Here is a 24,919-nt window from a genome sequence, read left to right on the forward strand (position 1 = left end):
TCAGATTTAATCTGATACGATTTTTTTATTCTATTGTCACTATAAATTGATTAAAAATTGATTTGACTGTAGAAAACCCCTTCCCCCTCGCTTTTAAGGCTTAATAGCATGCATCATCTTGGATGAACAACATCCAGAGAAGTGCATGCTCTTTTTCTGTTTTTTCTTTGTCTCTTCTAGCAAACTAGTTCACTTTATTTTCATTTTTGCACTGTTGCAGTATAATAAATAAATTACACAGTTGAAGGGGTATTACACAAATGAAAAAATATATGGAAGCAATTCAAGCAATTCAAGCATTTCAAGAAAAAAAGAAAAATAGAGGAAGACTACTAATAAACTGTCCAGATCAACCAGGAATTGTCGCAAGTGTGTCGCAATTTTTACTAGAACACCGGGCAAATATTATTGAATCTAGTCAATATTCCCTTGACCCAGAAGGAGGGGACTTTTTTATTCGGATTGAATTTGAATGTCCGGAATTGAAAACATCGTTTCCGCAGTTAAAGCAACAATTTGAATCTATTGCAGACACATTTAATATGGACTGGAAAATGACTTATGTACCAAATGTGAAAAAAACAGCGATCTTAGTATCGAAGGAGCAGCATTGTTTGTTGGAGCTTCTATGGGAATGGCAAAGCGGCGACCTAATGACAGATATTGCTTTAGTGATTAGCAATCATGAAGATACGAAAGAGGTGGTCGAATCACTTCAAATCCCATTTTATTATCTTCCTGCCAGCAAAGAAAATCGAGCAGAAGTAGAAGCAAAGCAGCTCCAGCTTTTAAAGGAATATGATATTGATGTTATTGTACTGGCACGATATATGCAAATATTGACGCCTCATTTTGTAGCAGCACATCCGAATCGAATCATTAATATCCATCATTCCTTTTTGCCGGCATTTGTAGGGGCGCGTCCGTACGAACGAGCATATGAACGCGGAGTAAAATTAATCGGAGCCACCTCCCACTTCGTGACAAACGACCTGGATGAAGGGCCGATCATTGAGCAGGATATAATGCGGGTTGACCACCGCAACAGCGTCGATGAGCTAAAAAAAATAGGCCGCTCGATTGAACGAAGCGTACTAGCCCGCGCTGTTAAATGGCATTTAGAAGATCGTATTATTGTCCATCAAAATAAGACGATTGTATTTTGATGGAGAACATCTATTCAGGAGCAAATGTGAAGCATTTGTTGCAATGCTTGAGTTGTTTGCAGCCTTGAAAAATTGCGATATTTTATAGAATGACGAATGAATTTCACAGGGAAATTTGATGTAAGATTAGCCAGTTTCTAAATGTTTTCTTTATTCTTCTGCCTGATGGAGGGTATGTAAGGCAATCTTTTTTCTGCTTTCCAGTTATCTCAATAGATGATGACGAAAAATAGTACCCATTATTTCATACTTCTCACACAATTTTGTATTACACTATAACTGGCTGGTAGTGCATGAAAAATTTTTAGGGAGAGAGTTATTTGAAAAAAACGATCAAATCATTATTTGTTTTTATGTTTGTAGTTGTATTCGCTGCAGCTTGTGGAAATAATGAAAAAAAGGACGATGAAGAGGCTCTTCAAATCCTTGAAGTAAAACTTGAGGTTGCTGAACAAGCAGATGCGGGAGATGCCGTTCCGTTTAAGGCGCTAGTGACATTTGGCGATGAGAAAGTAAGCGACGCAAATGATGTCCAGTATGAAGTCTGGGAAGAAGGCAATAAGGACAATAGCGAAATGATTGAAGCGAAGAATGAAGGCGACGGCGTCTATACTGCAGAAAAAGTTTTCGAGCATGATGGCGTTTATGTTGTCCAAGTGCATGTAACTGCAAGAGATCAGCACAACATGCCGAAGACGGCGATAACAATTGGCGAAGGGGCTTCTCATGACGGTGGGCATGATCATGGCGACCATGAACATGGGGCTGATGGATTCAGCATGCACTTCATGGAGCCAAAAGATCCGAAGGCTGGAGAAGATACAGAATTAATGGTTCATCTTCAAAACGGTGATGCTCCACTGGAAAAGGCGCAAGTAAGATTTGAAATCTGGAGCAATAATCAAGAAGATAAACGTGAATGGGTCAATGCTACAGAATCAAAGCCAGGAGAATATATCGCAAACCATCCATTCTCTGAAGCTGAGACATATCAACTGCAAATTCATGTAGAGAATGATGATGGGCTGCATGAACATGAAACACACGAGATAGAAGTGAAATAATTCATTGGACAAACGACTGCCCATTTGAGGCAGTCGTTTTTTTGAAGCAATTTATGCTGACAGCAGCACTTACTTCATTCTCATCCTTTTATATTTTTTTGCTTTTTTTCGATACAGATAGTAGCCGATCAATGCAACAGCTAAGATAATGCTGCTAATGACATAATATTTTTTCAAATAAATATACAAAACAGACCATTGATCACCTAAAAATTTGCCGATAGTGATAAAGGTGGTTGTCCAAATAAGCGCTCCTCCATACGTATAAATAGCAAATATACGAAAAGGCAAGCGTGTAATGCCGGAAAAATATCCTGTAAAATGTCTGACACCCGGAATAAAGTAGCCGATCATCAGCATATTATTCCCATACTTTTGAAACCATCGTGATACTTTCTCTAGCTTCTCTTCTCCCATGTAAAATCGGTGTCCATATTTTTGAAAGAACGGGGTGCCTAATTTATATCCTATCCAATAAGAAACGGTCATACCAGTCGAACTGCCAATTGTAGCAATTAGTATAGATAATCCCCAATGCAATTGTCCTTGTGATACTAGATATCCTACATAGCTCATCAGCGTTTGACCAGGTATAGGCAAGGCAATTAACTCAATCATCAGTGCTAAAAATAGGACGATGTATCCATAATGTTCTATATAGTTGATCATTGATTCCATGCTGTTTCTCCTTTTTTACGATGACAAGCTAATGCTAAAAGACCGATTGTGCATTTTTTTAAGGAAGGTCAGCTTACTGACATCCTTTTTGAATTTATATCGTTCGAATAAAAAGTCGGTTTTTGTATGCAAACATGGCTTGTTTATTACTCCCTACACTACACTTCTTATTCCGCATGCATGTAAACTTTACTACATTTACTTTCATCTAGACTAAAAGGTTTCACTTTTTTGAACGCTTGATTTTAATCAGCCAACAATAAAAGATTGAAATCATCTTACACTTAACATTATTCCATTAATGGATTTGCTGTAAAACCCAATTCGTTGTTTTATGAGGAATCTTGACAAAAAAACGATTTCTTCTCATTGGTTGTCTTTTATGAAATATATTGAAAATAGGAGCGATATGTTGTTTTCAACAATAGTACTTGTCTTTCGTTTCTTCGATCAACGTGCATTGCTGAATAGACAAAATTTGCAATTCGTATCTAGTCAAAAAAAGGGAACACAAAATATCCTAAAACATGCGATTAAGTATGTGTTTGAGATGAATAGCCGGCGGCACTTAGTAATAGTCGTTAAGACTACCATTACGTAAATTGTAGCATATATTGTGGTATCATTATCAAATTAAGGAAAAGGATTGTTCAAACATGGGAGTGGAAGCCTTATATTGTTCACTGAAGAAAGAGGCGTTTATCATATAAATGAACGTGAGAGCAGCTTCTATGAATTGCTTCTTAAAAAATGGCAACAAGCATTGCTGCTCTTATAGGTTTGCACATAAGAAAGAGGTATTAGTTCTAGGGGTTCTTGTGATCATGATGAAAGCTGACGCAGTTTTCTTTCATGCTGTACACTTTTACTTGCTAAATATTCAACGGTTTCTTGTGTCTCTATCCATTCAATGCGAAGGCCTTCCATTTTCTTTTCCAATCGTTCAAAGCGATTATTTATTGTCCCCTCTAATTTGTCCACTCTGTTTTCTAATTGATCCATCCTAGTTTCAAGATGTTCTTTCATGTCGTCCATCCTGCTTTCAAGATGTTCTTTCATGTCGTCCATCCTGTTTTCAAGATGTTCTTTCATGTTGTCCATCTTGTTTTCAAGATGTTCTTTCAATACATTCATTTGATTTTCAAACTTCTCATTCATGTCGTTTATTTTGCTCTCGACATGGTTTGAGTGTAGTTGTAATGCTTTTAAAATTTCTTGAACACCTGATTTGTTCACGTTGTTTCTTCTCCTTTCATTTTGGTTCATATTGATCATGCATCAATTGTGTGCTGCATGATCTTCTTCATTATAAACTAAATAACTGATACTGAGAAGGATGAAAGATGGTAAAATCACACCGTTTTTACTCTTATATGCTTTTTTCCACTTATCCCACATCTAACTGGCAGTAAGACCCCCCACCTCAAGGGTAAGATGGAACGAAGAAGTCTAGGTGGGGGATAACTGAAAGTCAAATGTCCGATTGGTTCAGGCCGACAGGACAAGGAAAGCTTCTTGAATCAACATCGCACGAAGAAAAAGTGCTTTTCTTTTTCGAGGATGTCGGTCACAAAGGCGTTGCAACAGGACAAGGAAAGCTTCGGCAGCGATACATCGCACGAAGAAAAGCGGTTTCCTTTTCGAGGACGTTGCGGTCTTAGCCTTTGTTCTACTAACCACCAGTGGGGGATGAGAGAAAACCCCCACTGATGGAAGTTTCACTTTATTATCAGAGATTTGATAGAATTTGATTTTTCACATCTTGCTTCTACCTAAATAATTCGTTATGGAATGATTCTCTTGCACCTAATTTTTATTTTCTAAATATTCAGTGGATATTTTGTTGTTGATGGAGTATATTGGTATTACCAGTATCAATTTTGGTCATACCAAGGAAAGGGGAACGGAAATGGAAAACCCTTCAGGGAGGAAAAAGAAAATTTCTGACATTGTTGAAGAACGTATGATCCAAGACATTTTGACGAAGCATTTTCAAATGAATAAAATGCTGCCATCAGAGAGAGAATTGGCTATGTACTATGGAACTAGCAGACCAGTGATTAGAGAGGTGATGCGAAAGCTTGAACGAGACGGTTGGATTACTGTGAGGAAAAATAGTCCGGCAATGGTAAATAATTATTGGGAAACCGGCAATCTGATGACGTTAACGAATATTGCTTTGAATAGCGGAGGCCTTTCAAAGGATTTTGTCACTTATTTATTAGAGCTGCGTGCGGCAATTGCTCCAAAATATTTTTCCGAGGCGCTGAAAAAAAATCCGAAACGGGGGATTGCTATATTCTCTCAATTAGGAAATATAGCAGATTGCGAGCAGGATTATGCAGCATTTGACTGGCATTTGCAAAAGCAGCTTGCAGGCTTGATCGACAATCCACTTTATCTGTTTATTTTAAATAGTTTCGATCAGATTTATATTCCTTTCGCTTGTCAGTATTTTGCTTATCCTTCTCATCGTAAACTTTCTTACTCTTTTTATACGAAACTGCTTCAATTGCTGCTAAATGATCATCTCCATGAAGTTGAAACACTTGTTCAGTCAACAATGGCACAAACGGTTCAATTATGGGCCGAAAAAATCCAAGACAAGGAGGGAATAACATGAAAAAGTATTTGAAAGAGTTTTTCACTTATCCTGATATTGCCTTTATGTTCATCTTATTATTTTGCCTCCTTGTTCCTATCATTTACTCATTTAAATGGATGATGATTCTTCTATTTATAGGAGGTGCGATTGCCTTTGCTGCAAATGAGTATTTAACTCATCGTTTTTTGTTCCATATGAAGCCTTCAAACAAGAAATGGCTTTACAGTCTTATCAAGCGGCTGCATTATGATCATCACATAAATCCCAATAACTTAAAATTATTATTTTTGCCGTTATGGTATACGCTTCCGCTTTTTGGAGCTGCTTTTATGATCGTTTACATGATTACGAATCATCTATTGTATACATTTGCTTGGATGGCAGGAGTTGCTGCTGCTTTGCTTTACTATGAATGGAAGCATTATGCTGCCCATCGGCCAATCGTTCCACTGACAAGGTGGGGGAAATGGATGAAAAAATATCATTTATGGCATCATTTCAAAAATGAAAACTATTGGTATGGAGTGTCAAACCCTGTTGGTGATTTCCTCTTAGGAACGTATAAAGATCAGAAGGAAGTAGATAAAAGCAGCACTGTTAAAAGACTGCATGAGAAGGAAACAGGAAGAAAGCATGACAAAACGATGTGATAGCACTTAAAAAAGAAATGACACTCCACTATTTCTATTGCAGTGCTTTCTTAAAGGTGAAAACAGGTCAATTTTGATGCTTCAACTCGTAGCGCTGCAATCTCTTCTTTGAAAATACAATGATTGCTGAACGCTTCTTCTATAATAACTATTTTACATGTCGCATATCAATGATCATACCTTTCAGCACGCATCATTTGGGGATTGAATATAGATAGATATCGTGATAGAATGATGAACAATCTTATTGGAAAGAGAGGGATTTGACGATGGGTGTTTTTTTTTATCGTGAAAACAAAGTAATCTTATCTGTTTTATTAGTTTTAATAATCTTCTTAGCCGGTTGTACAAAAACAACTAGCAATGAAGAAAAAAAGACTATTACTTTTGGGTTTACCCCAGGCCCGTATAGCGATCAGGTTTCAAAAGGAATTCAGTCGCAATTAGAGGATGAGGGGTATCAAGTTAAACGAATAGAATTTGCTTCTTCTAATGAGTCAACTGAGGCCCTTTCAAGGGGAGAGATTGACCTTAATGTGCATCAAAGTACTGCTTATTTGCAAAGTATTTCGAAGGAAAATAACTATGATCTTGCGGTCCTTACACATGTTCCTTCCGCACCACAAGGTCTTTATTCATATAAGCATACATCATTAGAAGCAGTGCAAGATCATATGAAAATCGGCGTCCCCAATGATCCTGTTAATATGGAAAGGGCATTAAGGATGATAGAAAGACTCGGCTGGATCAAAGTGAAAGAAGATGTTGATATATTAACCATTTCCGAGAAAGATATCATACAAGGATCAAAGCAGCTTACGTTTGTTCCACTAGAAGCTGCTCAAATTCCAAGAGCCATGGATGATTTAGATTACGCAATATTAAATGGCAACTTCGTTATTTCTTCTGGACATCAGCTGTCAGAAGCGTTTATGTTAGAAGAAACTCCAATGGAGCATCGGGTTGTCGCTGTCATACGCAGTGAAGACCAAGATGCAGAATGGGCGGAAACAGTAAAAGCAGCCTACCGATCAGCGTCATTCAAAGAGCTTGTGAAGACAGATCCGCATTTTGAAGGCTTTATTTTACCAGATTATATGAAATAGGAGGATGATCATGCATCATTTTATGAAAACAAAAGCACAGCAAGAAATGATGGAACAACTTGATCTATTGATTCCCATTTTTCGTGAACGTGAAGCACTGTTGGACGAATTGAATTCCTTTCCTGAAGAAAATATAAACGATCTAAAAAAGATTGGCTATCATTTGCTAACACTGCCTGAAGCAGATGGCGGCAAAGGAATGGGATTGTATAGTTTTGTACTAATGCAAGAAAAAATTGCCCAAGGCTGCGGGTCTACTGCACTGTCCATTGGCTGGCATCTTGGCAATACTTTGGAATATCGCGAGCGTCGTCATTGGAATCCGAAAGCTGCTCCGTGGCTTTGTAAAGAAATTCAACAAGGAGCGCTCGTAAATAGCGCCATTACGGAGCGCAATGCAGGCAGTCCAACAAGAGGCGCAAAGCCGCAAACAACAGCATCCTTATCGGGAGATCAATGGATCATCACAGGGGAAAAGACCTATACTTCAATGGCACCAGCAGTTGACTACTTTTTCGTGTCGGCAACGATTGTTTCAAGTGGAGAAATAGCTCGTTTTATCGTACCGAAAAAAGCGGAAGGAGTTTCAATTCGAGAAACGTGGGACAGTGTTGCAATGAGAGGAACGGCTAGCCATGATTTAGTGATGAACGAAGTAAAGATTCCGAAGCATTTTTTATTAGAGAACTTGTCTTTGGAAACAAAACAACTCGCGAAAGGTTGGTCTTTACACATTCCTGCATGTTATTTAGGAATTGCTGGTGCAGCTCGTGATTATGCTATTTCGTTTGCTGGTTCGTTTGAACCTACTTCGCTAGGAAAGCCAATTGCAACGCTTCCTAATATTCGTCAAGCCATTGGAGAAATTGAGCTGAAATTACAGAGTGCCCGTCATGTTTTATATTCGGCTGCCTCTCTTTATGAAGAAGGAAATGATGATGAATTTATTCAAGATCAGCTCGATGTTGCAAAGGTGATGATAACAAATACAGCAATAGACGTAGTTGATAAGGCGATGCGCATTGTCGGCGCCCGTGCCCTATCACAAAGCAATCAAATGCACCGCTACTATTTGAATGTACGAGCAGGAATCAGCAATCCGCCAATGGAGGATCTTGTGTTTATGAAGCTAGCAAAAAAGGCTTTAGAAGGTAGAGAGGGAGGAGAGAAAGGATGATTTCGCTCAATCAGGTCAGCAAACAATTTACAACGAAGGAAGGGACGTTTCAAGCTGTTGCCCCTCTTTCTTTACATATTGCTGAAGGGGATATATATGGAATTGTTGGTTTTAGCGGGGCTGGAAAATCAACGCTGCTGCGTTTGATTAATTTGTTAGAGCGGCCGACTACAGGGACGGTAGAAGTAGCCGGCCAAGATTTAACAAAGCTTGCGAAAAAAGAATTAAGAAAAGCGCGACAATCGATTGGAATGGTTTTTCAACAATTCTATTTACTGCATAATAAAACGGTGTTTGATAATATTGCGCTGCCGCTGCAATTAGCTCGGGTGGAACGGAAAGAAATCGAAAGGCGTGTGGAAGAGTGCTTGCAAATGGTTGGCTTGGAGGAAAAAAGACAACATTATCCCGCTCAGCTGAGCGGCGGCCAAAAGCAGCGCGTCGGGATTGCTCGGGCATTGGCACATCAACCAAAGGTACTCTTATGTGATGAACCTACTTCTGCATTAGATCCCAAAACGACGAAGCAATTTTTGCAATTTTTGCGTGATTTACATCGGCAGCTTGGACTTACTATCGTCATTGTTACCCATGAAATGCATGTCGTTCAACAAATTTGCAACAAAGCTGCAGTGATGGAGGAAGGCAAGATAATAGAGCATTTTTCATTAGAAAACAAGCGTCAGCAAGCAAAAACGGATATTGGAAAAATGCTCTTCGCTTCCCCTTATTTAGAAGAAGAGAGGCTGGTATCTCATGTTTGAAAATGTTATTCCACTGCTTCCAGAAATCGGCATTGCTTTATGGCAAACATTGTTAATGGTTACGATTGCAGTAGGCTTTGGAGTTTTAGGCGGGACGCCGCTCGGGATTGTTTTGTTTATGACGAATAATGGCCAAACTCGCAAACAAGCGCTCCTTTCAAGTGTGACAAACGGAATTGTTAATATCGTGCGATCGTTTCCATTCATCATTTTACTTGTAGCGCTGATCCCATTTACTAGGTTATTGTTAGGAACAACGATTGGGCCAATAGCAGCTGCGGTTCCGATGTCTATTGCTGCCATTTTTTATTTTGCACGTTTGCTTGAACAGACGCTTCGCGATGTACCGAAAGGTGTAATGGAGGCAGCTGAAGCAATGGGAGCATCTACTTTTCAAACCGTATGGAAAGTTCTTTTCGTTGAAGCACGAGCAGGAATAGTGTTGAATATCACAGTTTTAACCGTGAGCTTTATTTCCTATTCGTCGATGGCTGGTGTTGTAGGAGGCGGTGGCATTGGGGACTTGGCGATTCGCTTCGGGTATTATCGCTTTCAGACGGATGTAATGGTATCGATGATTATTCTCCTTATTGTCCTTGTCCAGTTGGTTCAGTTCATTGGAAACAAAATTGCGTTATACCTCGATAAACGCTAACAACTAGCATAAAATGTGGTGCAGAATATTTTTATTTTTATGAAACAATAAATTCCTTCGAAATCCGAAATAATAACAGGATTTTACTCCCACTATAGCGAAATTGATTAATAGATGTTTAAAAAAGAAGGAAAAAAGGCGGACAAATGGCATAGAGTTTAGAGATGTATGTTCAGTAAGTGGGCATCTATTTGTTTGTGTTTTTGCATTTGTCAGTTGCTTTTCTAATTTTTTGAGCATACTTATCAACAAGAAATGGGAGGCATGTCATTGTGTCAAATAAAGTGAAAATTATTTTTGCAAGTAATGCTTTGGTTGCAGAAAATCAAGCATTAAAGCGATTTGTCGAGGCGAGTCCTCATCGCTATTGCTTTACTTTAATTAATGAAACAAACTTCGTAGTAATAAAAACGTACAATGAAACAGATGCGACTTTGGAAAAAGTGCGGATGATAGCTGGATCAATTGCTAGGGAGGCAAGTGCACGGAAGATCGGAACCGCGTATGTAGATGAAAAGGTGCTGGCTGCCGGATTGCCAAATCTAGATCCTGGTGAAGCAGTCCAAGCATTTGTCGAAGGCTGGGATTTAGGAGCTTATCAATTTTTAAATTATAAATCTAGTGCTGCAGCATTTCGTACGGCTTTAGAAGTATCTGGAAGTGAACATATTCAATCCTTTGTCCATAATGGAAAAGTGCGGGCGGAAGCAACAGCGTTTTCACGTGATTTAATGAATGAAATCCCAAATGTACTAAATCCAGAAACATTTCCGGAAATATTAAAGAAAGCTTTTGAAGGGACTGGAGTTCAAGTCAATGCTTTTAACAAAGCAAAGCTTGAAGAATTAGAAATGAACGGTGTGCTGACAGTCGGAAGAGGGAGTAAATATGAGCCATCCTTTGTGGAACTCGTGTACCGCGGAGACGAATCAAAGCCGCTAGTTGCATTAGTTGGAAAGGGGGTAACATTTGATACTGGCGGCATTAGCTTAAAAATCGGCAAAGATTTAAGCGATATGCGAATGGATATGGGAGGTGCCGCTGCTGTTTCAGGGGCGCTCATGCTATTGGCTAAAATGAAAGCAAAAGTCAATGTTGTTGGACTGCTTCCGATCGCTGAAAATACGCCAGATCAAACGTCTGTATTGCCATCGGAAATTATTCGCTACAAAAATGGATTGACTGTCCAAGTTGGCAATACTGATGCTGAGGGGCGCTTGATTTTAGCAGACGCACTGATTCGTGCAGGAGAATGGAATGTTTCATACATAGTAGATATTGCGACTCTAACAGGAGCAATAGCAAATGCATTAGGTTCTAAAATAGCTGGCGTTTTTGGAGATGAAACGTTGTCTTCAGTATTAAAAGAAATTGGTGCAAAGAATGGCGACCACGTCTGGCCAATGCCGCTTGTTGATGCATATGATTGTTACTTAGAGAGTGATTATGCTGATTTGAGCAATATTAGTTCAAAGAGTGAAGCTGGTTCTATTACGGCGGGATTATTCTTGCGCCGCTTCGTTCCGAAAGGCAGCAAATGGCTGCATGTGGATATGGCAGGCACGACGGATAGTGGGAAAGCGGAAGGCTATTATCCGAAGTCTGCAACAGGATACGGCGCTCGCTTGTTAGCTGATTATGCCGTGTACGTATCAAAATAAGATAACTTCTTTATGCTTTTCGCCTAACTATTTGGGCATAATGATTGAAGTGGCCGTGAGGAAAGTACTTGCCCTCACTCCTTTTTCTTTACTCGAAGTACACTAGAGGATGAAACCCCCTGAGAAAGGGGGCTTTTGAAATAAATGATGCCCGACGAAGCATTCAGAGGAATGAAAAATTGGAAATGGTTTATAGTTCAATGGGTTCATATTTATCTGTTTGCTGAAAGAGAGTTCTGAACGTCAATTTCGCCTTGCAGCTTCAGCTCAGATGACCAGCTTGTATAGGAGCAGAAAGATTAGCCGAAGTCGGCTTTGCTGCTAGTAGAAATAGATCCAAAATCAGCTTTGCTTTTTGCCATAATGAACCCAAAATCAGCTTTGCTAAAAAGTCCGACTCCATTCGAAAGGAGTCCTGCAGAAGTAACAAGACTAATAGCTAGTAAGTTTGTAATAATAAAAGTTTTTAAAATAGACTTTTTCATTGTATCTCCTCCGTCATCTTTAAAGTATTATCTCTTGCCTCATGTGCCTTTTCAAAAAAATGAGCTGCGCTTTGCATATCATGAAGCTTTTTGAAATGAAAAGCTACGTCCAGCGTTAATTCTGCAACTTCAGCCCATAAGCCTAATTTTCGAAGGTATTTAAGTGATTCTTCCACTTTATCTATTTGTTGCTTTTCGTATAATCCTTCTAGGAGATTAAATTTTGCTATATGCTCCTTTTCGTCTTCCTTGATCGCTTTTTTTACCCCTGTTTCATGCCATTGTCGTGCTTCACATCGACTATTGCTTCTATACAAAACATAAGACAAATCAAACATAGATTTTGTACCAACAATTGAATCATAGTGTTCTGGAATAGACAAAGCTTGTTTCAATGTTTCCTCGGCTTTTGACAATAGATTTCTACGTGAGTAATGAAGAGCGAGGTTTCTGTATACGAGTCCAAGAGTAAACGGTCGATTGCATTGCTTAGCTAATTCGAGGGCTTCTTTATAATGTCTTTCAGACTCTTCGTACTGGAACAGGTCAAGTTTGTTTGCGGCGATCACCATTTTGCTCGTGATAGTTCGTTCTATATATGAGGGATCCGCTCTAAAAGTTTCATAAGCCTTTATAGCATGATTTAAAGAAAATAAGTGTTGGTCAATTCGATAGTATGCAATGGCGACCTGATGATGAAATTCTGCAATTTCTTTTTCATCTGGAATGTTATGCAGCTTATTTTCAGCGATCCGATAAAAATGGATAGCTTGTACATATTTTTTCTTGTAAAAAGCATGGACTCCAGAGAAAAAATAAAAGTAGTACTGAATCATGTTGTCTGTCTGCTGTTCTATCTCACTTGTCCTGATTGAGTTTAGTAGTTCGCCTGTCTCGTTATATTGTTCAAGCATCATTCTATAACGGGAATCAATGAGGCTGAAATATAATAAAACATCTTGATTTTCTGTCATATGCTCAAATGCTTGCATGATTTCTGTACGCAAGGTCTTCGCTTCTCTAACATTTCGTTGTTTGATTAAAATGTACCAGTCATTTATTCGACTTACGACATTTTCGTAATCAATTTTGACAACCATTTCCAACTTTACTCCTTTCTTTTTCATGCGATCATCTGTATTATCACATAGTGGCGATAATTTTTAAATAGGGTTTAAGTAAATAATCTTTTGATATTTGAGGCAAAAGCGTTTGGAAATAAGTTGGGCGGTTTGTTTAATATGATGTAACGAATGGTTGGAAGAAACAAGATCAGGATCTGCACACTTTTTCATCGGAAAAGCTAGATTGTATCATTCCGATTGTTTCAACCCGGTTCTTTGTGTATGAAAATCGATCATACATTTGCACAATAAACGAGAGGCTCACTTTTACATTTAAAAAAATTTGGAAGTGTGATGTGGGAAGTAGGATTTCACCTTTCACTTCTCGCATCACACTTCTCTTCAGAAACTAAAGAGATGCGCCGCATTTCTTATGCCGCGTTTTTTAAACTTAAGAACCCTCTGCTAATGAAAGCTGTTCGATAATGTTAACCATGATGATCTGCTTTTCGTTTTAGCTGTGCCTTATTGACAATGCCCTGTGATATTCGGTCAATAATAATTGCTAAAAACACAATGCCAATGCCTGATTCAAAGCCTTGCCCAATATCAATGCGGTTAATAGATGTTAATACTTCCATGCCGAGGCCTTTGGCACCGACCATAGAGGCGATGACAACCATGGAGAGCGCCATCATCGTCGTTTGACTAATGCCTGTCATGATCGTTGGGACTGCTTGCGGCAATTGGACTTTTCTCAAGACTTGCCAAGTCGTTGCTCCGAACGATTGAGCCGCTTCGACCATTTCTTTTGATACTGAACGAATTGCAAGGGTTGTAAGACGGATCACAGGAGGCAGGGCATATATAATCGTTGCGAACACTGCCGGGACTTTGCCCATTCCAAAAAACATCATTGCTGGAATCAAATAAACAAAGCTAGGCATTGTTTGCATCGCATCAAGAATTGGGCGCATGACTGTCTCTAGCCTTTTGTTATAGGAGAGCAGGATGCCGAATGGGACACCAAGGACAATAGAAATGAACACAGATGCTAGTACAATTGCTAGTGTATACATCATCAATTCCCAGTATCCAAACGTTCCGATTAAAAATAGTAAAAAGCCATAAATGATGCCAGAGAAAATGTTTCGATAATAACCTCCCGCTATGATCACGAGCAAAATGATACTCCACCATGGAACCCACAAAAGCCCGCTTTCGATTTTCAATAAAAACCATAATATTGCATCAGAAATAGACTGAAATTGCGAACTGAATGTATGTTTAACCCAGTTGGAAAATGTTTCGATATAGGTTCCTAATTCCCATTTTATATCAGGAAAATTACTCATTATAAAGCTGCATGAATATGCAGACATCTCACTCCCGTCTTCTTTAGTGAGATTTCTAAAAATAGAAATCTCACTATCGATAAAAAATTTGATCTGTGAATATAAGCTTGGTTCTGATGATTGCGATAAAGTGAAACTTCCATCAGTGGGGGTTTTCTCTTATCCCCCATAAAAAAAGGATCTCAAGCTAAAAACGCGACGTCCTGTCGCAACGCTTGAGTGACCTACGTCCTGTAGGCCCGAACCAATCGGACATTTACTGGCAGTTATCTCCCACCTAGACTTCTCGATTACTCTAACTCTTGAGGTGGGAGTCTTACTGCCAGTTAGATGTGGGATAAAACTGCAGCAAGAAAATTAAAGCGCAGCCTGTACCTTGGATGCAATATCCTCCGGCAGCCATTCTGTCCAAATGTCTTCGTGCTCTTGGAGGAAAAAGACCGCAGCTTCTTTTGTTGATGCGTCGTTTTCTTGCATATAAGCTAAAGCTTCATTGACCAATTTGCTCGATGTTTGATATTTTTCAAGAAATTGAACAACATCGGGATATGCTTCATAGGTCTCTTTGTTTACAGCAATAGCAAGATCCATTGGAGGAAATGCAACTGTTCCCGCTTTCCAGCCTTCTTCAGTGTATGGATCTTCCTCTAGTAATGTTAAATCGTATTTTCCCATAATCCATGTAGGCTCCCAATAATAGCCAACCCACGGTTTTCCATCTTCATATGCTGTTACAATTGAAGTGCTTAAAGCTGCTTCAGAACCTGGACGGAAAAGATTGTAATTTTTATCTAAGTCATAGCCTTCGACCTTATTGGCTACGATCTGATCGACTTCCCAACCTGGAATAGCACCGACAATTCGCCCCTTTTTTGCATCCTCAGGATCTTCAAAGAGTTCCCAATATTGATTTAAATCTTCGACAGACTTTAAATCAGGGGCCATCGGTTCTATTCCACGTTCAGGGTCACCTTTTATGACGTAAGTTGGTACATAGATTCCTTGAGCATTATCATCGTAGTTAATGCCAACTTGGATCGCATCGCCGCTATCAAGCACTTTTTGGTAATGTTCTATCACATTGTCTGTCCAGACTTCCATATAGATGTCAATATCTCCATTCCCCAAGCCTTGTATTGTGGCAGGAGTCGAGCCAGGCATCTTATCAGTTTGGTAGCCAAATCCATTTTCAAGAATAAATCCAGCTACTTCATTATGAAAACTGAGGCTATCAAACCCTGCATCAGCAAACATAAATGTTTTATTGTCCTTCTCTCCAGCCGCCTTATTAGAATTGCTTTCTTGATTAGCACTACAGGCAGCAAGTGTAAAAATAAAAACAATGAAAATACTTTTAAACAATTTTTTTTTCAAATAATTCACGGAAATAACTACCCCCTAAATAATTGAAAGCAGCTTAATGTTAAAGGAAACTGCTTTTTATTAACGCTATACTAATAGGGTGAAAATTTCAAAATGGTTTAACAGTCATATTTAGCCATATTTGGGGAAGATGCTTTTTATGATAAGTTTTTCACATGTCTTCTAGCTTATCCCATCCAAATCCTAGTGATAACGAGAGGATGCTCCAAAAGAACACGTTCATCCTTCATTTGACAAGGCAATTAAATCAAGTGAAACTTCCATAAGTGGGGGAGGTCTCTCATCCCCTACTGATAAGAAGTAGAAAAAAGTTACAAGCGTTCGAAAAAGGAAACGTTTTCTTCGTGGGATGTTGATTCGAAACTTTCTTTATCCTGGCGGCCCGAACCAATCCGACATTTGACTTTCATGATTCCTCTTACTCCCTGAGATGGAGGTCTTTTTAGAGGGATGTATCATAGGGGACCAAAATAAAAAGGAAATAGGGTTAAATAAACGGAAAAGATATTCAAGTTGTTTCTGGTGATCGATAACCGTACACGGTGTTTTAAAACGTATTTTCATCCCTTTTGAAGGATTAACGCTTATTTATGTCAACTTTTCGAAAGGAATTCTATATTGATCGAAAAAAACAGGTGGAAAAAATAAAGGCATTTGATAAGATAGAATCAATATTGATATTTTGATGTTCTACATCAATCGTAAAAAAACATTCTATCCAAAAGGGAGACTATAAGATGATCATGCAACGGTTAGGAAAATATATAATAGCATGTCTTTTCCTTGTGATGCTTAGCGTTGGTATGACTGGAAAAGCAGCTGCTGACCAAGCAGATAATGATGAAAGCATTAATGAAAAATTTGGATTGCCGATTGTGGTATATGGAGGAACGCTTACCGATGCTCAAAAGGAAGAAGTGCGGAAGCTATTAAAAGTAAAGGATAAAAATTTAGTAGAAGAAGTGATTGTTACAGGAGAAGACCTTGTCACTTATATCGATGGTGAAGACAGGAACTCACGCATGTTTTCTTCTGCTAAAATAACCCGCAAGGAAAAAGGGCAAGGTCTCGTCATTACGAGGGTTACACCTGAAAATATTACTGAAGTAACCAATGAAATGTATGCAAATGCTTTATTGACAGCTGGGGTAGAAGATGCAAATGTAGAAGTGGCATCGCCAGTGAAAGTGAGCGGACATTCCGCATTGGCTGGCATTTATAAAGCATATGAAGTAAGTGGAGAAGCACTGGATAAAGGCAGAATGGAAGTAGCAAATGAGGAACTGGGAATTGCTACTAATTTAGCTGAAAAAGAGGGTCTAGATCAAGAGAAAGTTAGTGAATTATTAACGGAAATTAAAAAAGCAATTGCGGAACAAAATCCAGCTACGAAAGAGGAAATTGAAAAAATAGTAGAAGAGCAATTAAAGAAAGCAAAGATTCAATTAAACGAAGAAGACCGCCAGCTTTTGATTAATCTTTTTGAGAAAATGCGCTCGCTCGATATTGATTTTGATCATGTAAAAAAACAATTAGATGATATAACGAAGGACATTCAAAAACGTATGAAAGAAGTAGTAGGGGATGAAGGTTTTTGGAATCGTGTCAGCGAATTTTTTAAAGGCATTTTTGAAGCAATCGGAGGCTTCTTTAAAGGTTTATTTGGCTAAGAGAAGTACAGGGGGGGGCTTGTTAAGCCTCCCGCCTCATCCTACAATCTAATCATGAGAGTGATGTTAGATTGCCAGTTTTAAAAGATGAAGGGAAGCTTAACATTTCTTGAATATTCATCTTTTGCATTATGAACACCTACTTTTCTGGACTAAAAAAGGCGTAAATATCTTGCCATGATCCTTTATATCCGTATGAATCGCTTCCATTTCATCTGATATTAGAGACTACCCCAGCTTTAATTGCTTCAACAATCGCTTGTATTTTATTATTAGCTTCAAACGTTTTAAAAATCGAGTTCGTATGATCAGCAACAGTAGATAAAGAAATAAAAAGCTTTTTGCTAATTTCAACGGATGTTTTCCCTTGCAGTATGAGTTCGAATACTTCGCATTCCCGATTAGATAAATACTTGCTCGCGACATACTTATTTAAAGTAAACTCAGATGTAGCACTTAACTCTTCTTTTAATCGCAAAATTTCTTTGACAAAGGTATGATGATCTTTCGACGATAGAAAATAGTCGTATTTTGCAATAGACATGATTGCTTTAAATAAATGTACGTGAAGATCCTCTTGATATATGTAGCCGTTGACCCCTAATTGAAATAAATGAATTAATTCCTTCGATTGGCCGCCACTCGAGACAACCAATATTTTTGCCGAGGGCATATATAATTTCGCCTCTTTGATAAGACGATGATCCTCTTCTTGTGAAGCATTAAGTCCAAGGATGACAATATCAGCCTCAAAGAAATCCTCCTGATTATAAATTATTTTAATCTCATCCTCGCTTTCCTTACTTGCACCCATAACCTTTGTTAAAGCAGTTAAAATGCTTTCCCGCAAATCTTCGTTACTAGAAAACTCAACAATATTCATTTCTTTCTTTTTTTTGCTGTACAACATAACAAACCTCCCTAAGTGAATAACAGTATAAAAACCCAATCATAAAGAATAGGGAATTACAAAACGATGTTTGGGGTTCTACATAGAAATATCTTTTGTAACGTAATAAATATTCAGGAAACTAACCGTTTTAAAAAATCAGTTTGTAAAGATTGATTCTTGTCAAATGAATTTCCCGAATGTTTATTCCATATCCCAGCTTTGTAGAAGTGAGTAATAACAGTAGCCGCAAATTTTTCTCACCTCTATTCGGTAATGCCCTATTGATTCGTGCTAGTAAGAGAAGGAAAGCTTTCAACAAGAAAAAATGTCCTTCTTTTTCGAGGACGCCGCGTTTTTAGCCTTGAGCCCTCTGCATAGGGAGAGGAGAGAAACTCTCTACTGATGCAAGTATTCTTTTTTTAGTGATGCATGGATAACAAGGATCAGGGTACAAAGGAAGAAAAACCGCAATTTTCCATGGAAATACTTTCTTCCACAATACAAATAAAGCGATTAATACGCATTAACACAATCGATAAAATGGGCCATTTTATAAAAAAAAATTTTTATATATAGTGTAAATTCAGGGAAATTAACGTAAAAAGCAAACCGATAGACATAGTTTGAAAAAAGAGAGGAATGACTTTTATACTGTCAACACAGGATATTTATTGTAGGATAGTATTACTAAAAGCGCATACTATTGCGATGGGGGTTTCTCGTTGTTTGCCTTCAAAAAGTAGCTTAAATGAACTAGGGTCTAAAGACTTAAACAAAAAATAGGAAAGTGGACAAAAAGAAGTCGGGAAATCGATATAAGATGACACAATGGCGAGTTAACGTGAAAATTATTTACAAAATGAAGACTTTTCGTCTTTATTTTATGAATATTTCGCAAATAAATCAATAAAATAGGAGTATTTTACCTGTTCACGTTCCTAATGAAAGTTCAATTTTTCACATAAGAAATATTTAAGGCACTGTTTGCATCCAAAAATCATATTTTAAAAATAAGTGAAACTTCCATCAGTATAGACTTTCTCTTATCTGCCATGTAGACGTGCTGTCGCTATGTTTCATAGCGTTCACTTTTGTAGATCTTATAGAATCAGGTGTGATAAAGTACTTTTCCCTAATCCTTTATCGTTAAAAATGGTTCAGTTGGGAGGAGAGATAGCAATGCTGAATTATGAGACGTACATTTTTGATATCGATGGGACACTTTTGCTTCAAAAGACGCCCATTTCAGGGGCAATAGAGGTGTTGCAATATTTAAGACAACGTAAAAAAAAGATTCTTTTTGTTACCAATACTCCATTGGCTACTCATAGATCAATTGTAAAAAAGTTGAAGCAAGCGGGCATCTGGGCTTATCAAGAAGAAGTAATCACACCAATTGACAGTTTAGCAGTTTTTCTGCAAGCAGAACATTATATTGGTACAATGATTGGTTTAGTAGGTTCGAGAATACGAAGACATTTTGTAAAAAAAGGATGGGACGTTGTAGCTCCTGATGAAGCCAATTCTTTTTGCAGTCACGTCATATTAGGGATGAATAATGATCTGAAGTATCATGATTTTGCTATTGCTTTACAAATGCTTGATCGCGGTGCGAAGCTTGTATTACTAAATGCTGATCTATCTTGCCCAACACCTTTTGGCAGAGTCCCTGACACTGGTGCAATCAGTAAAATCTTTGAAGCATGTACAGAAAAAAAACCGATTCATGTAGGGAAGCCATCGTTGTGGATGCAGGAAGTTGTACGCAGAAAGCTCACAAGTCTCCCCGCACATTGTTTGTTTATTGGGGACTCGCCATTTACTGACATAGCGACTGGTCAGGCACTAGGTATGGACACCTTTTTAGTAAAGAGCGGCGTGACTGCTTATCATACGAATCATAGTAAACCAACGTATACTTATGATCATTTGCTCAGTATGCTGAAGAGAGGAAACACTCATTCTCATCTTAATTGAGGAGTGAAAAATGAAAACCATAGGTTGTTGTGATAAGATATAGAGCATATAGAGCCAAAAATTAATTTCGCCGTGGATGGATATATTATTAATGAAGAAACATGATAAATCGAAGTTCAAACTTATCAACACCATCTTTTTTTTATGGCACCCGTATCTTTTTCTTGTGTTTAACTCGTTATTATAGAGAATAAGTATCGCTATGATACATAGACGAGGAGGAAAGGAATGGAACACGTTCAGCATCAAGCTCAAGATTTTTATGATCTTCATTATCGTTCCTTGAAAATGTACTGCATCGCTTTAACTGGTTCGAGATGGGATGGGGAAGATTTAGCACAGGAGACAATGTTAAAGCTTCTTTTTAAAAAGAACTTGATGAAACAATCTCTCTCATCCTCCTATGTTAAAAAAACAGCAAAACATTTATGGATTGATCGTTTGAGGAAAAACACTGAGATAATGACGGAAAACTTGAAAGAAAAATGCAGTGAGGAAAGCAGCTTTGAACAGCTATGGGCAATATCCGAAGTATTAGCAGCAACACTTACATTGCAGCAAACGAAAGCTTTTCTTTTAAAAGACGTGTTTCGTTTTCAAATAAAAGAAATTGGCGAGTTAATGAAGATGAGCGAAGTTGCTGTGAAATCAATGCTGCATCGAGCAAGAAAAAGATTAAAGAAAAAAGAACATTTGGAAACAGCAGATGCTGCAGATCATGATGTAGAGACAGTAGCACAAATTGTTGCTTATGCACTTTGGACAAATGATCCTACATTGGTTATTCAATTGCCAGTTCATATGCAACAATCGAACGATTCCATCTTTATGCTTTCAAGTACAAACAATTGCACGTTTAAACGCGCTATCGAAAAAAATACAATCAATATGCTATACATACCAAAGGTGGATCGTTGGCAAAGCAAAGATATATTCGTTTGCGCTGGATAAACCTATTGTTTCATTGAAGCTAGTACAGACGCAGTATCCTGCCAAAAAACTTAATACATTGTTTCATCCGCGAGAGTCAATTACCCCTCAAAGGAGCAATACATGAGCATAATGAAAGGACAATACCGAAAAGACATACAAACAGGAACCGAAGTTGAGATAGTCTTAAAAAAAGATCAGAGGACAGGTAAAACTGTTCGTGGCCATGTAAAAGACATTCTAACAAATACTTCATTTCATCCCCATGGCGTAAAAGTGCGCTTGGAAGACGGGCGAATTGGGAGAGTAAAACGGATTGTTAGTACAGGTCGAGAGGAATAGCAATATTTAAAAGGCACAGTCCACTAAAGGGCTGTGCCTTGTAGTAATTATCCCTCTTATAAATGGGAAGTGAGCGTCCCTCTATTCTAGCAAAAGATCGATCGAGACGAAGATGAACCAATGTTTGTTTTCAAAGAAAATCCTACTGATGGAAGGTTCACTTATCACTGAGATTTATCGTTTTTCCTACTTAAGCAGAATCACGATATATCATGTTATGTTGCTTGAAATCGTAGGGTGAACAGGCTTAAAATTATATTGGAGAAGAGAAATTTTCACTTTATGAAAAGAAGGAGTGTATATGAATGGATGCTTTGAAAACAGCAAGCTTGTACAAAACAGTATGCGAACGGCGCTCTATTCGCAAGGTAGGGAATGAACCAGCAGTAGATAGGAAGAAGATTGAAGATGTGGTCAAAATGGCACTTCATGTTCCATCTGCATTTAATATGCAGAGCGGGAGAATAGCTGTTCTGTTAGAAAAAGAACATGTGGATTTCTGGGAAATGGTCGTACAAGCATTAAAAGAGAAAGCGGCTCCAGATCGTTTTGAGGCTGCACAATCAAAAATAAGAGGGTTTCAAAGTGGAATCGGTACGCTTCTTTTTTTTGAAGATGAAAAAACAATACAACAATTGCGTGAAAAATATATTACATACAAAGATCAATTTACAGTATGGTCCCATGAAGGCAGTGGGATGCTGCAATATGCTGCATGGCTGGGACTAACAGCTAATGGTTTTGGCGCTTCTTTGCACCATTATAATCTCTTGATAGACGAACAGGTGAAAGCAAAATGGGCGTTTCCAAGTGAATGGGAAATGATTGCACAAATGCCGTTTGGCTGGCCAGCTGAAGAAGTTGATGACCGTGCTTTCTTGCCTATTGAAGAAGTCGTACGCTGGGTATAAATATTAAAAAGGTCAAATTTGGGGGCTGTCTCGAAAATTTTTTAGACACTATTAAGCTTAAACTTCCGATCAGATGGGGGAAATTCCCCACCTGATTTTTTTGCAAGTTTCTTCAACATTCTTAGAAACTATAGGATATCGTCACAAATAATGATGGAAGTTTTAGATGAGAGAATGAAAAGTAAAAATACATAAGAGACTGATAGGTTGTGTAGCTATGCCTCGTTAAATTCATTTAATTCATACTGTAGAGAGGTTAGCAGTCTCCATACGTCATATCTCTCCATACGTGCACCTGCAAGAGAGATCAGATTCCCTTCGCCTATCTCGATATAATATTTACCATTTAGTTGAATGTCTGTTTGCAGAAATGCTTCCCATGATAAGTAGGTTTCCCAAGAAGCAACTGTAAAATCATTTTTCCAATATATACCTGATTTACAAATCGCGATACCTTGTTTGCTAGAACCAAAAATAGTCGTATCAATCACTAATACGATCTTATCTTCAGCGGGAACAGCATATTTTTTTACTAAGGTTTTGACCATTTTTATAGGAATATTCGGATGGGCAAAACACTTTTTCTTTTCGTTTTGATAGTTCGAACAGATGGCAAGCAAAGTATGTTCACTGATATTTATTTTCGGATAGGTTTCAGTAAATCTGTCGAGAGGGAGCATTTTTTTTTTAGTCTCCTCATTTAACCAGCCTTTTATATCTTCTAGAAGGGCTGAAAACGTCTCCGCTTCAAAATTACTGCCAGATAACTTCATTTCGAAGCCATTTTCAAACATAATACTAGAAGCATTTCCTTTTAGTGTGAAATCTAATTGATCAAATTGCTCCCAGGACATGACGTATTTCTCATTAATCCATTTATAAAAAATTCCTGATGTACAGAAGGCAACACCACTTTTGCCATTACTTAGAATAGAAGAGTCTAAGAATGCAATAAGTTGTTCATCTTTTGGGAGACGAAATGCTTTTCGTACATTTTTATTTATTTTTTCGGGGAATTTTGCAACATAAAAAGAAGGATGTTTATATTGGTTGCAAATATGAATAAATTCTTTGCTAGCAGTCATTTATTTTCCCTCTTTCATCCAATACTTGAAGAAATTTTTCTTTATCCCACATCTAACTGGCAGTAAGACACCCACCTCAAGAGTAAGAGGAATCAAAGAAGTCTAGGTGGGGGATAACTGAAAGTCAAATGTCCGATTGGTTCGGGCCTACAGAACGTAGGTCACTCAAGCGTTGCGACCGCGCTTTTAGCTTGAGATCCTTTGTATGGGGGATGAGAGAAAACCCCCACTGATGGAAGTTTCACTTTATGTTTTTGGATTGCAATTCGTAATCTTAATGGGTCAGACTCGCTTCTATCTAGGGGCTTGTTCAAATCAAATAGGGCAGTATCTCATCCAACTTCCAATATGTATGTGTAAGTGATCAGCTAAAAAATTGATCGTTTTCCTATCGTTAATCATTTACATGTATTAATCCCATATATATATAGACGATTGAAATCGAAAAAGGTTCCAATTTTAGTGATTTTGTCAGATGCAAAATAAAATATGTGAAGATGGAAGGAAAATTAGATGGATAAAACAAGTTTTTTGTCGTGTTCATTTTTTAGGGTATGATGAAGGGAAATACATCATTGAAGCTTACCTCATCCGAAAGTAGGAGTTGATTTCAGCCTGATAGAGCATTTACATAGACAAAGATGTTTGAAACAATATGCATGGGAAATCAATTTAGAAAGGAAGTGAAGGGCGGTTTCTCTTGTGAAAGTACCGCTGTTGTTCATGAAGGTTCTCTTAGTAAGTGGAACGATCATCGGTAATACCGCTTCTGCATTGTTGCAAATAGCGAAGAAAAAGCTAGAAGTATTACAAGAGGTTGATGACATCAAAATAATTGATTTAAAGGAACTCTCATTAGAATTTTGTGATGGCAGGGCTATTGCAGATTATAATAAGGATACGAGGCAATTGATTGAGGATTTTATTGCATATGACGCCTATATTATTGCAACACCGATCTTTCAAAACTCGATACCAGGCGTCTTAAAAAATGTGTTTGATTTGATTCCGCCGACCGCAATGAAATATAAGCCAGTATCGATTTTAGCAAACGGCGGAACATACCAGCATTATCTTGTGGTTGAGAACCAATTGAAGCCGATTCTCGATTATTTTCGGTCTTATGTCACACCAAATTATATATATGTAAATCCAGAACATCTTTCTGATCAAGGAGAGATTATAGATGAAGACATTCAAGATCGCTTTAACGAAATGATCGAAGTATTTCGCGATTATTTAATGATGTCTAAAAACAGGAAATTAATGAAATAAGTTGTAATCTGGTGGAGCAGGATT

25 protein-coding genes are annotated in these 24,919 nt (G+C 38.0%); 17 read left to right on the forward strand and 8 right to left on the reverse strand.

What is annotated here, in order from left to right:
* Positions 1-260 precede the first annotated feature (260 nt).
* Both purU and J2S08_RS12990 read left to right on the forward strand, forming a co-directional pair.
* Complete coding sequence (purU, locus tag J2S08_RS12985) at positions 261-1,166, forward strand: formyltetrahydrofolate deformylase (protein ID WP_307230158.1); 906 nt, start codon at positions 261-263, stop codon at positions 1,164-1,166.
* Between the two features lie 320 nt (positions 1,167-1,486).
* Positions 1,487-2,230: a FixH family protein gene (locus J2S08_RS12990; RefSeq protein WP_307230159.1), complete on the forward strand. Its 744-nt coding sequence runs from the start codon at positions 1,487-1,489 to the stop codon at positions 2,228-2,230.
* A 69-nt stretch (positions 2,231-2,299) separates the two neighbouring features.
* Here J2S08_RS12990 and J2S08_RS12995 read toward each other — a convergent pair whose 3' ends face one another.
* Positions 2,300-2,908: a DedA family protein gene (locus J2S08_RS12995; RefSeq protein ID WP_307230161.1), complete on the reverse strand. Its 609-nt coding sequence runs from the start codon at positions 2,906-2,908 to the stop codon at positions 2,300-2,302.
* A gap of 412 nt (positions 2,909-3,320) precedes the next feature.
* Between J2S08_RS12995 and J2S08_RS13000 the strand changes: the two genes are divergently transcribed.
* Entirely contained in the window at positions 3,321-3,509 is a 189-nt protein-coding gene (locus J2S08_RS13000; protein ID WP_307230163.1) for a hypothetical protein, read from the forward strand.
* Positions 3,510-3,730: 221 nt separating this feature from the next.
* Here J2S08_RS13000 and J2S08_RS13005 read toward each other — a convergent pair whose 3' ends face one another.
* A complete protein-coding gene (locus J2S08_RS13005; protein WP_307230165.1) occupies positions 3,731-4,144 on the reverse strand; it encodes a hypothetical protein in 414 nt (137 codons plus the stop codon).
* A 239-nt stretch (positions 4,145-4,383) separates the two neighbouring features.
* Here J2S08_RS13005 and J2S08_RS13010 point away from each other — a divergent pair, with 239 nt between their 5' ends.
* From J2S08_RS13010 to J2S08_RS13045, 8 genes are all read left to right on the forward strand, one after another.
* Positions 4,384-4,569 carry a hypothetical protein gene (locus J2S08_RS13010; protein WP_307230167.1) on the forward strand — a complete coding sequence of 62 codons (186 nt, stop codon included), beginning with the start codon at positions 4,384-4,386 and terminating at the stop codon, positions 4,567-4,569.
* A 248-nt stretch (positions 4,570-4,817) separates the two neighbouring features.
* Positions 4,818-5,531, forward strand: coding sequence for a GntR family transcriptional regulator (locus J2S08_RS13015; RefSeq protein WP_307230169.1), 714 nt, complete (start codon positions 4,818-4,820; stop codon positions 5,529-5,531).
* Positions 5,528-6,163 (forward strand): sterol desaturase family protein, encoded by a 636-nt coding sequence (locus J2S08_RS13020; protein WP_307230172.1) that lies wholly within the window; start codon positions 5,528-5,530, stop codon positions 6,161-6,163. Before J2S08_RS13015 ends, J2S08_RS13020 begins: the two co-directional genes overlap by 4 nt.
* A 269-nt stretch (positions 6,164-6,432) precedes the next feature.
* Positions 6,433-7,269, forward strand: a complete 837-nt coding sequence (locus J2S08_RS13025; protein WP_307230173.1) for a MetQ/NlpA family ABC transporter substrate-binding protein — start codon at positions 6,433-6,435, stop codon at positions 7,267-7,269.
* 10 nt (positions 7,270-7,279) lie between these two features.
* A complete protein-coding gene (locus J2S08_RS13030; RefSeq protein WP_370875685.1) occupies positions 7,280-8,446 on the forward strand; it encodes an acyl-CoA dehydrogenase family protein in 1,167 nt (388 codons plus the stop codon).
* The gene (locus J2S08_RS13035) at positions 8,443-9,210 is read left to right on the forward strand and encodes a methionine ABC transporter ATP-binding protein (RefSeq protein ID WP_307230175.1); all 768 of its coding nucleotides are present in this window, start codon (positions 8,443-8,445) and stop codon (positions 9,208-9,210) included. The genes J2S08_RS13030 and J2S08_RS13035 overlap by 4 nt, the downstream gene beginning before the upstream one ends.
* Entirely contained in the window at positions 9,203-9,865 is a 663-nt protein-coding gene (locus J2S08_RS13040; protein WP_307230177.1) for a methionine ABC transporter permease, read from the forward strand. The genes J2S08_RS13035 and J2S08_RS13040 overlap by 8 nt, the downstream gene beginning before the upstream one ends.
* Positions 9,866-10,137: 272 nt before the next feature.
* Positions 10,138-11,526, forward strand: coding sequence for a leucyl aminopeptidase family protein (locus J2S08_RS13045; protein WP_307230178.1), 1,389 nt, complete (start codon positions 10,138-10,140; stop codon positions 11,524-11,526).
* A gap of 299 nt (positions 11,527-11,825) precedes the next feature.
* Here J2S08_RS13045 and J2S08_RS13050 read toward each other — a convergent pair whose 3' ends face one another.
* From J2S08_RS13050 to J2S08_RS13065, 4 genes are all read right to left on the reverse strand, one after another.
* The gene (locus J2S08_RS13050) at positions 11,826-12,011 is read right to left on the reverse strand and encodes a hypothetical protein (RefSeq protein WP_307230180.1); all 186 of its coding nucleotides are present in this window, start codon (positions 12,009-12,011) and stop codon (positions 11,826-11,828) included.
* Entirely contained in the window at positions 12,008-13,111 is a 1,104-nt protein-coding gene (locus tag J2S08_RS13055; protein WP_307230182.1) for a Rap family tetratricopeptide repeat protein, read from the reverse strand. Before J2S08_RS13055 ends, J2S08_RS13050 begins: the two co-directional genes overlap by 4 nt.
* A gap of 452 nt (positions 13,112-13,563) precedes the next feature.
* A complete protein-coding gene (locus tag J2S08_RS13060) occupies positions 13,564-14,457 on the reverse strand; it encodes an ABC transporter permease (RefSeq protein ID WP_307230184.1) in 894 nt (297 codons plus the stop codon).
* Between the two features lie 330 nt (positions 14,458-14,787).
* Complete coding sequence (locus J2S08_RS13065; RefSeq protein WP_307230186.1) at positions 14,788-15,813, reverse strand: ABC transporter substrate-binding protein; 1,026 nt, start codon at positions 15,811-15,813, stop codon at positions 14,788-14,790.
* 743 nt (positions 15,814-16,556) lie between these two features.
* Between J2S08_RS13065 and J2S08_RS13070 the strand changes: the two genes are divergently transcribed.
* Complete coding sequence (locus tag J2S08_RS13070) at positions 16,557-17,483, forward strand: DUF1002 domain-containing protein (protein WP_370875688.1); 927 nt, start codon at positions 16,557-16,559, stop codon at positions 17,481-17,483.
* Between the two features lie 211 nt (positions 17,484-17,694).
* Here the strand turns inward: J2S08_RS13070 and J2S08_RS13075 are convergent, their stop codons facing one another.
* Entirely contained in the window at positions 17,695-18,393 is a 699-nt protein-coding gene (locus J2S08_RS13075; RefSeq protein ID WP_307230190.1) for a response regulator transcription factor, read from the reverse strand.
* 1,161 nt (positions 18,394-19,554) lie between these two features.
* Here J2S08_RS13075 and J2S08_RS13080 point away from each other — a divergent pair.
* The 4 genes from J2S08_RS13080 (at position 19,555) to J2S08_RS13095 (ending at position 22,535) form a co-directional block, all read left to right on the forward strand.
* The gene (locus J2S08_RS13080) at positions 19,555-20,352 is read left to right on the forward strand and encodes an HAD-IIA family hydrolase (protein ID WP_307230192.1); all 798 of its coding nucleotides are present in this window, start codon (positions 19,555-19,557) and stop codon (positions 20,350-20,352) included.
* A gap of 228 nt (positions 20,353-20,580) precedes the next feature.
* Positions 20,581-21,303, forward strand: coding sequence for a sigma-70 family RNA polymerase sigma factor (locus J2S08_RS13085; RefSeq protein WP_307230194.1), 723 nt, complete (start codon positions 20,581-20,583; stop codon positions 21,301-21,303).
* 111 nt (positions 21,304-21,414) lie between these two features.
* Entirely contained in the window at positions 21,415-21,624 is a 210-nt protein-coding gene (locus J2S08_RS13090; protein WP_307230282.1) for a YwbE family protein, read from the forward strand.
* A gap of 305 nt (positions 21,625-21,929) precedes the next feature.
* Positions 21,930-22,535, forward strand: a complete 606-nt coding sequence (locus J2S08_RS13095; protein WP_307230196.1) for a nitroreductase family protein — start codon at positions 21,930-21,932, stop codon at positions 22,533-22,535.
* 215 nt (positions 22,536-22,750) lie between these two features.
* On the opposite strand, the gene J2S08_RS13100 is transcribed toward J2S08_RS13095, so the two are convergent.
* Positions 22,751-23,620 (reverse strand): hypothetical protein, encoded by an 870-nt coding sequence (locus tag J2S08_RS13100; RefSeq protein ID WP_307230198.1) that lies wholly within the window; start codon positions 23,618-23,620, stop codon positions 22,751-22,753.
* 702 nt (positions 23,621-24,322) lie between these two features.
* Between J2S08_RS13100 and J2S08_RS13105 the strand changes: the two genes are divergently transcribed.
* Complete coding sequence (locus J2S08_RS13105) at positions 24,323-24,895, forward strand: NADPH-dependent FMN reductase (RefSeq protein WP_307230200.1); 573 nt, start codon at positions 24,323-24,325, stop codon at positions 24,893-24,895.
* The last annotated feature ends 24 nt before the right edge of the window (positions 24,896-24,919 follow it).

It is taken from the genome of Bacillus chungangensis, assembly GCF_030812995.1.
GTDB lineage: Bacteria > Bacillota > Bacilli > Bacillales > Bacillaceae_C > Bacillus_CF > Bacillus_CF chungangensis.